The following is a 577-nucleotide window of genomic DNA, read 5'->3' on the forward strand; positions in this document are numbered from 1 at the left end:
GCCGTAGCCCGCCAGCACGCCTTCCGACTCGAGCAGATACTTGTAGTACGACCAGCCGTTTTGTTCTTTGTTCTCGTATGCGTTCCATTTCCATACGCCGTCGGGATGCGTCACCAGCGAGCCGTCCTGCTTCTCGACAGCTTCCTTGAACTGCTGACCGATCACCATGTTTTTGCCCGGATCGTCAAAGAAGTAAGGCTTGGCGTATTGGTGAACCTCCTTGCCGCTGTACTTCTCGCTGCCCTGGATCTCTTTGTAGAACAGGTCGTTGTACTGCCCGCCCTCGATCCACATCTCGGCCCACAGATTCATCGCCTTGACGACAGCCTCCGGATGCTCCATATCCTTGCTGGCGACGATCCAGCTGAATACATTGTTCGGACGCTTCGGCACGAGCGTGCCGTCGGCCCCTGCCGGGATCGGGTAGGCGTTCCAGTCGGAGTCCGGCGTATGGGTCATCGTCGTCTGCAGCGGATACAGCGGCTGCCAGAATGCGCCGAAGTAGATGCCGCCTTTGCCTGCGCCGATATCGTCAGCCGTCTTGCCCCAGTCCTTGGCGCCGAACTCGGGATCGATC

1 pseudogene is annotated in these 577 nt (G+C 58.9%); it reads right to left on the minus strand.

Going from position 1 to position 577, the window contains the following annotated elements:
* Positions 1-577 (minus strand): annotated as a pseudogene (locus PA598K_RS36990) (hypothetical protein); the annotation flags it as partial.

Source organism: Paenibacillus sp. 598K (assembly GCF_003851045.1).
GTDB lineage: Bacteria > Bacillota > Bacilli > Paenibacillales > Paenibacillaceae > Paenibacillus_D.